Here is a 7,162-nt window from a genome sequence, read left to right on the forward strand (position 1 = left end):
ATGCTGCGAATCGGCTATAATCAGCGCTGGAATTTTTTATTTTGACAACGCCTTTCAGAGCGAAACATCATGCAAGAACAATACCAACCCTCCGCCGTCGAACCGGCGGCACAAGCCAAATGGGAAGAAGCCCGTTTGTTCAACGTATCCGAAGACGCCTCCAAGCCCAAATACTACTGCCTTTCCATGTTCCCCTATCCCAGCGGCAAGCTGCACATGGGGCATGTGCGCAACTACACCATCGGCGACGTATTGAGCCGCTACAAGCTGCTCAACGGCTTCAACGTATTGCAGCCCATGGGTTGGGACGCGTTCGGCATGCCCGCCGAAAACGCGGCGATGAAAAACAACGTCGCCCCCGCCGCCTGGACGTATGACAACATCGAATACATGAAATCGCAGCTCAAAAGCCTGGGCTTTGCCATCGATTGGGAACGCGAAGTCGCCACCTGTACGCCGGAGTATTACCGCTGGGAGCAGTGGCTGTTTACCAAGCTGTTTGAAAAAGGCATCGTCTACCGCAAAAACGGCACGGTGAACTGGGATCCGGTCGACCAAACCGTGCTGGCCAACGAGCAGGTCATCGACGGGCGCGGCTGGCGCAGCGGCGCACTGATTGAAAAGCGCGAAATCCCGATGTATTACTTCAAAATCACTGACTACGCCGAAGAGCTGCTGAACGATTTGGACAAGCTCGAGCACTGGCCGGAGCAGGTCAAAACCATGCAGCGCAACTGGATCGGCAAATCACGCGGCATGACCGTGCGCTTTGCCGTGGACGAAGCCAGCAAAGCCGGTTTGGATGGCGATTACGCGCAATTTTTGCAAGTCTATACCACCCGCCCCGATACGCTGATGGGTGCGACTTATGTGGCCGTGGCCGCCGAACACCCGCTGGCGGCCGCCGCCGCTGCCGACAAGCCCGAATTGCAGGACTTTATCGCCGAATGCAAAGCCGGTTCGGTAGCCGAAGCGGACATGGCGACGATGGAGAAAAAAGGCGTGCCGACCGGCCGCTATGTGGTCAACCCGCTCAACGGCGACAAGCTGGAAGTGTGGATTGCCAACTATGTATTGTGGGGCTACGGCGACGGCGCGGTGATGGCCGTACCTGCGCACGACGAGCGCGATTTCGAGTTTGCAGGCAAATACGGTCTGCCGCTGAAACAAGTGATTTCCGTTGATAATCAAGAATTTGACCATACGCAATGGCAGGAATGGTATGCCGACAAAGAAAACGGCGTGTTAGTCAACAGCGGCGAATTCGACGGCCTGAATTTTCAGACGGCCTTTGACGCGATTGCGGCGAAACTGCAAAGCCAAAACGCGGGTGAACCGAAAACCCAATACCGCCTGCGCGACTGGGGCATTTCCCGCCAACGCTACTGGGGCTGCCCGATTCCGATTATCCATTGCGAAAAATGCGGCGACGTGACCGTACCTGCCGACCAGCTGCCCGTTACCCTGCCTGAAAACGTCGTGCCCGACGGCATGGGTTCGCCGCTGGCGAAAATGCCCGAATTTTACGAAACAACCTGCCCTTGCTGCGGCGGCCCGGCCAAGCGCGAAACCGATACCATGGACACTTTCATGGAATCGAGCTGGTATTTCTTCCGCTATATGTCGCCGAAGTTTTCAGACGGCATGGTTGCCTCCGAAGCCGCACAATACTGGGGCGCGGTCGACCAATACATCGGCGGTATCGAACACGCGATTCTGCATTTGCTCTACGCACGCTTCTTCACCAAATTAATGCGCGACGAAGGCTTGGTGAAGGTGGACGAGCCGTTTGAGCGTCTGCTCACGCAAGGCATGGTGGTGTGCGAAACCTATTACCGCGAAAACGAAAAAGGCGGCAAAGACTGGATTAACCCCGCCGATGTCGAGCTGACCTTTGACGAAAAAGGCCGCCCCGTTTCCGCCGTATTGAAAGCCGACGGCCTGCCCGTGGTCATCAGCGGCACGGAAAAAATGTCGAAATCGAAAAACAACGGCGTCGATCCGCAAGAATTAATCGAAGCCTACGGCGCCGACACCGCCCGCCTGTTTATGATGTTCGCCAGCCCGCCCGACCAATCGCTGGAATGGAGCGACAGCGGCGTCGAAGGCGCGCACCGCTTCCTGCGCCGCCTGTGGCGCACCGTGTTTGAATACCGCAAACAGGGTGATGCCATTACCGCGTTTAGCGGCAGTCAAGACGCGTTGGCGAAAGACTTGAAAGAATTGCGCCACAAACTGCACAGCACCATCGCCAAAGTCAGCGACGACTACGGCCGCCGCCAGCAGTTCAACACCGCCATCGCCGCCGTGATGGAATTGCTCAACCAGTTTGACAAAACCAATACCGACAGCGCGGAAGGCCGCGCCGTAGCACAAGAAGTTTTGGAAGCCGCCGTGCGCCTGCTGTGGCCGATTGTGCCGCATATCTGCGAAGCCTTGTGGAGCGAGTTGAAGCCGTCTGAAGCATTGTGGGCAACCGGTTGGCCGCAAGTGGACGAAGCCGCTTTGGTGAAATCGGAAATCGAAATCATGGTGCAGGTCAACGGCAAGCTGCGCGATAAAATCACCGTCGCCGCCGATGCCTCTAAAGCCGACATCGAAGCCGCCGCGCTGCAAAGCGAAGGCGCGGTACGCTTTATAGACGGCCAAACGCCGAAAAAAGTGATTGTCGTGCCCGGCCGCTTGGTGAATATTGTGGTGTGATGCCACGGTTTTGACCGAAAGCATGCAAAAGCCGTCTGAAAGTTGGGTTTTCAGACGGCTTTTATACCGCTTTCCGCCGCTGTAGGCAGACCCCCGCCACATACACGGCAATGCCCAGCCAGACCCAGGCGTAGCCGGTGAAGCGCTGCCAGTCGAAGGCTTCGCCGAACAGGGTCAGGCCGAGCAGAAACTGCATACTCGGCGACAGGTATTGAATCATGCCCAAATCGCTCAGGCTGATGCGTTTGGCGCCGGCGGCAAACATCAGCAGCGGCAACACCGTAATCACGCCCGAGCCGATGAGTACGGCGGTTTGCAGGGTGTCGAGGCTGCCGAAAACCAGCGTGCCGCGATAGGCGGCGTGGCCCAGATAGGCCAGCGCGAAGGGCAGCATCAGCAGCGTTTCCGCGGCCATGCCGGTGAGCGCGTCCACAGGCGCGAGCTTACGCAGCAGGCTGTAGAGGCCGAAGCTGAGGGAGAGCGACAGGGCAATCCAGGGAATGTGGCCGACGGGCAGCGCCAGCCAGACGATGCCGGTCAGGGCGAGCGCGATGGCGGCAAGCTGGGTGCGGCTGAGCCGTTCTTTAAAAAATATCCGCCCCAGCAGCATATTGACCAGCGGCGACATAAAGTAGCCGAGGCTGGCGTCCAGGATGTGGTTGTGGGTAATCGCCCACAGGTAAATCAGCCAGTTGGCGGACACCGCTGCGGCAGAGCAGGCGAGCATCAGCAGCAGGCGGCGGTCGGCAGCGGCCTGCAGCAGGGCGCGCCCGCGATGCATGAGCAGTAAGACGGCCACGGCAAATACGGCCGACCAGCTGATGCGCTGCGCCAGAATCTGCCCGGCATCGATGGGCGCGGCGGTAATGGGATACCAATACAGGGGGAACAGCCCCCAAATCAGGTAGCAGCCCAGCGCATAGAGCAGGCCTTTGCGGTATTCGGAAATTGGTGTGTGCATGGGATTGGCCGTGGATATATCGTCGGAGAACACAGAATGATACGGCGTTGCTGCGCCTTGTCGTACGCTCCGTACTGTCTGCGGCTTGCTGCCTTGTCTCATTCTGTGTTCTTCGACTATAGGGCAGACAGGCCGAAACCTTTACAAAAATATTTAAAATCCCTTAGTCGTTATTCCCGCGCAGGCGGGAATGACGTCGATGAGTGTTTCAGCTTTTTTGCAAAGGTCTCAGGCCGTCTGTTTTCAGACGGCCTGTGCGGCGGATGGGGTAACGTCGGTGTATTTTGCTGCTGATATTGCAAAATGCGCCTGCGTTCCCAGCATACATTTTGCCAATCCATCCGTCAAATCGGCTGCGGGCGGTTTTCAGACGGCTTGGGCGTGTTCAGATAATGACGTTTTTCCAAGATTGGCCGGTGCCGTCATCGGTTGGATACTGCTCTTTAATGACATCTAAGCGCCATGTATCGTGAGCAAGCAGGAACGTGTATTCGCGCTTGTAATGTAATCCGGCGCGGCTGTAATCGGTGGAGACGGTGGCTTTTTTGCCGCGAACGGTTATCCCGGTCATCTGCTCGTATTCAGGGTGATAACGGGGCGGATAGGTACAGCTTCGGAAAGTCGGGCCGCCGTATTTGCGTTCGCGCTCGGTGACATAACGCCGGAAAATTTCGCTGCGTAAAGCCGTTTGCCGGTGTTGCCAAGCTTCGGAAAAATCGGTTTGGGCTTCGGCGTATGCCTGTGTTTCCCATTCGTACATCGCACGGATAAAACCGTCGAATTGCGCTTTGATAATGGCTTGGTTATCCATATTTTTAAAATCCATCATTTTTTAAAATTCAGACGGCTTTGTGTTTCAAGGGCAGTTTGATATGCGGTTTGGCGGCTTTGGGCGCGGGCTTTTCTTCGACGATGGGTATGGTTTTCAGGCCGAGCTGGATTTGCTGCTCGTCGCTCAGCAGGTTGCTCCAGTCGCCGTGTTTGTACCACTCGGGGCCGTCCAGCTCGATGGGGTGTTGGATGCGCTCGCAGCCGTTGCCGCATTGTAAATCGTCTTCGCGGCAGTATTTGTCGCAGCCCCAGCAGATGCGCTCCGGGTTTTTCGGGGCAACGGGAAATTTCTTGGCCATGATGCGTGTCCGACAGGTGGAAAATGCCATTATAAGGCCGTCTGAAAAAGCGGCGGCGGCTTTTACTTGATTTGAATGCGGGGTGTTAAGAAATGTTTGCGGTTGGGAAGCCGCTAATCCGCCCGCCGTCGAGTACTTGTAATGATACATAGCGTCATTGAATACAACATGATACGGTGTTGCTGCATTCTACCTATAGTCGAAGAACTGAATTTCTGCTACGGCAAGGCGAAGCAACGCTGTATCATTCTTATTTTAAATGACTATAATTTCTCCGACTATAGTCGAAGCCGTGTTTGCGGTTTTGACCGATGCGTTCAAAAACAAAAAAAGCCGTCTGGTTTTCAGACGGCTTTTTGACTGTGCGGTTTATTCTACGGTGACGGATTTGGCCAGGTTGCGCGGTTTGTCCACATCGGTGCCGCGTGCCAGTGCGGCGTGGTAGGAGAGCAGCTGCACGGGGATGGTGTGCACGATGGGCGACAATACGCCGACGTGGCGCGGTGTGCGGATAACGTGTACGCCTTCGGCTTCGGCAAAGTTGCTGTCGAGGTCGGTAAACACAAACAGTTCGCCGCCGCGCGCACCGACTTCCTGCATATTGGCTTTCACTTTGTCCAGCAGGCTGTCGTTCGGAGAAATGACGACGACGGGCATGTTTTCGTCCACCAGTGCCAGCGGGCCGTGTTTCAGCTCGCCCGCCGGGTAGGCTTCGGCGTGGATGTAGGTGATTTCTTTCAGCTTTAACGCGCCTTCGAGGGCAATCGGGAAGTGGATGCCGCGGCCGAGGAAGAGGGCGCTGTTTTTCTTGGCGAATTTTTGCGCCCATGCGGCGATTTGCGGCTCGAGGTTCAACACGTGCTGGATGCTGCCCGGCAGTTGGCGCAGTTCTTCAACGTATTGGCGTGCCTGTGCGTCGGAAACGTGGTCGCGCAGTTTGCCCAAAGTCACCGCCAAGCCGAACAAGACAACCAATTGGGTGGTGAAGGCTTTGGTGGAGGCCACGCCGATTTCGGCGCCGGCGCGGGTGTAGAGCACCAATTCGCTTTCGCGCGGCAGGGCGGATTCCATGACGTTGCAAATCGACAGGCTGTGGGTCTGCCCCAGAGACTGGGCGTATTTCAACGCTTCCATGGTGTCCAGCGTTTCGCCGGATTGGGAAATGGTGATGACCAGCTGTTTGGGGTCGGCGATGACGTCGCGGTAGCGGTATTCGCTGGCGATTTCGACGTCGGTCGGGATTTTGGCGATGGATTCCAGCCAGTATTTGGCGGTCAGGGCGGAGTAGTAGGATGTGCCGCAGGCCAAAATCTTGATGCCGGTGATTTCGTCGAACACTTCGCGTGCTTTTTCGCCGAAGTTTTCCGGTTCGAAGCCGCCTTCGAGGAAGACTTCGGCGGTGTCGGCGATGGCGCGCGGCTGCTCGTGGATTTCTTTTTGCATGAAGTGGCTGTACGGGCCGAGCTCCAATGAGGCCAGAGACAGTTCGGACATTTTGACGTCGCGTTTGGTTTCCGCGCCGTTTTTATCCATCAGCTTTTGGATGCCGTCTGCGGTTAAGAGTGCGATGTCGCCGTCTTCCAGATAGGAGATTTTGCGGGTGAAGGCGATGACGGCGGATACGTCGGAGGCGATGAAGGTTTCTCGGTCGCCGAATGCGACCAGGAGCGGGCAGCCCATGCGCGCTACGACCATTTCTTCGGTGTTGTCTTGTGCAATCACGGCAATGGCGTATGCGCCGTGGAAATTCTTAGTCGCCGCCTGTACGGCTGCGTACAGATTGCCGCCGTTTTGCGAATACTCGTGGTTGACGCTGTGGGCGATGACTTCGGTATCGGTTTGCGATTCGAATACATAACCCAAGCCTTGCAAGCGTTCGCGCTCGGCTTCGAAGTTTTCGATGATGCCGTTGTGCACCACGGCAATCATGCCGCCTGAAATATGCGGGTGGGCGTTCGGCTCGGTCACGCCGCCGTGGGTCGCCCAACGGGTGTGGCCGATGCCGATGTGGCCGTGGATGCCTTTTTCGCGGGCTGCGTCTTCCATGAGTTGGACGCGGCCGACACGGCGCACGCGGCGGATTTTTTCGCCGGTGTGCACGGCGATGCCTGAAGAGTCATAGCCGCGATATTCGAGGCGTTTCAGGCCGTCGGTTAAAAAATCTACTACATTGTGGTTGGCGCGGATGGCGCCGACGATACCGCACATATAAAGTTCCTTAGTATCAAGTGGTTAATTAAATGTTGCCGCTGTTTCAGACGGCTTTCGGGGCAGACGGCCTCGAAACGTTAGGCCGTCTGAAAATTTATCTATAGTCGGAGAAATGAAATTCTGATACAAGGCGAACCGGCACCGTAGCAGAAATGAC

At 56.5% G+C, this 7,162-nt stretch carries 5 protein-coding genes; 1 reads left to right on the top strand and 4 read right to left on the bottom strand.

Annotation, left to right across the window (positions count from 1 at the left end):
* Nucleotides 1-69: 69 nt before the first annotated feature.
* Entirely contained in the window at nucleotides 70-2,703 is a 2,634-nt protein-coding gene (gene leuS / locus BDE01S_RS06760) for a leucine--tRNA ligase (RefSeq protein WP_066079155.1), read from the top strand.
* A 61-nt stretch (nucleotides 2,704-2,764) separates the two neighbouring features.
* Here leuS and rarD read toward each other — a convergent pair whose 3' ends face one another.
* From rarD to glmS, 4 genes are all read right to left on the bottom strand, one after another.
* Nucleotides 2,765-3,664 (bottom strand): EamA family transporter RarD, encoded by a 900-nt coding sequence (rarD, locus tag BDE01S_RS06765; RefSeq protein ID WP_066079158.1) that lies wholly within the window; start codon nucleotides 3,662-3,664, stop codon nucleotides 2,765-2,767.
* 385 nt (nucleotides 3,665-4,049) lie between these two features.
* A complete protein-coding gene (locus BDE01S_RS06770; RefSeq protein ID WP_082790439.1) occupies nucleotides 4,050-4,493 on the bottom strand; it encodes an NTF2 fold immunity protein in 444 nt (147 codons plus the stop codon).
* 10 nt (nucleotides 4,494-4,503) lie between these two features.
* Entirely contained in the window at nucleotides 4,504-4,794 is a 291-nt protein-coding gene (locus BDE01S_RS06775; RefSeq protein ID WP_066079163.1) for a DUF3079 domain-containing protein, read from the bottom strand.
* Between the two features lie 369 nt (nucleotides 4,795-5,163).
* Complete coding sequence (gene glmS, locus BDE01S_RS06780; protein ID WP_066079165.1) at nucleotides 5,164-7,002, bottom strand: glutamine--fructose-6-phosphate transaminase (isomerizing); 1,839 nt, start codon at nucleotides 7,000-7,002, stop codon at nucleotides 5,164-5,166.
* Nucleotides 7,003-7,162: the final 160 nt, after the last annotated feature.

It is taken from the genome of Bergeriella denitrificans NBRC 102155 (assembly GCF_001592185.1).
Classification (GTDB): Bacteria; Pseudomonadota; Gammaproteobacteria; order Burkholderiales; family Neisseriaceae; genus Neisseria; species Neisseria denitrificans.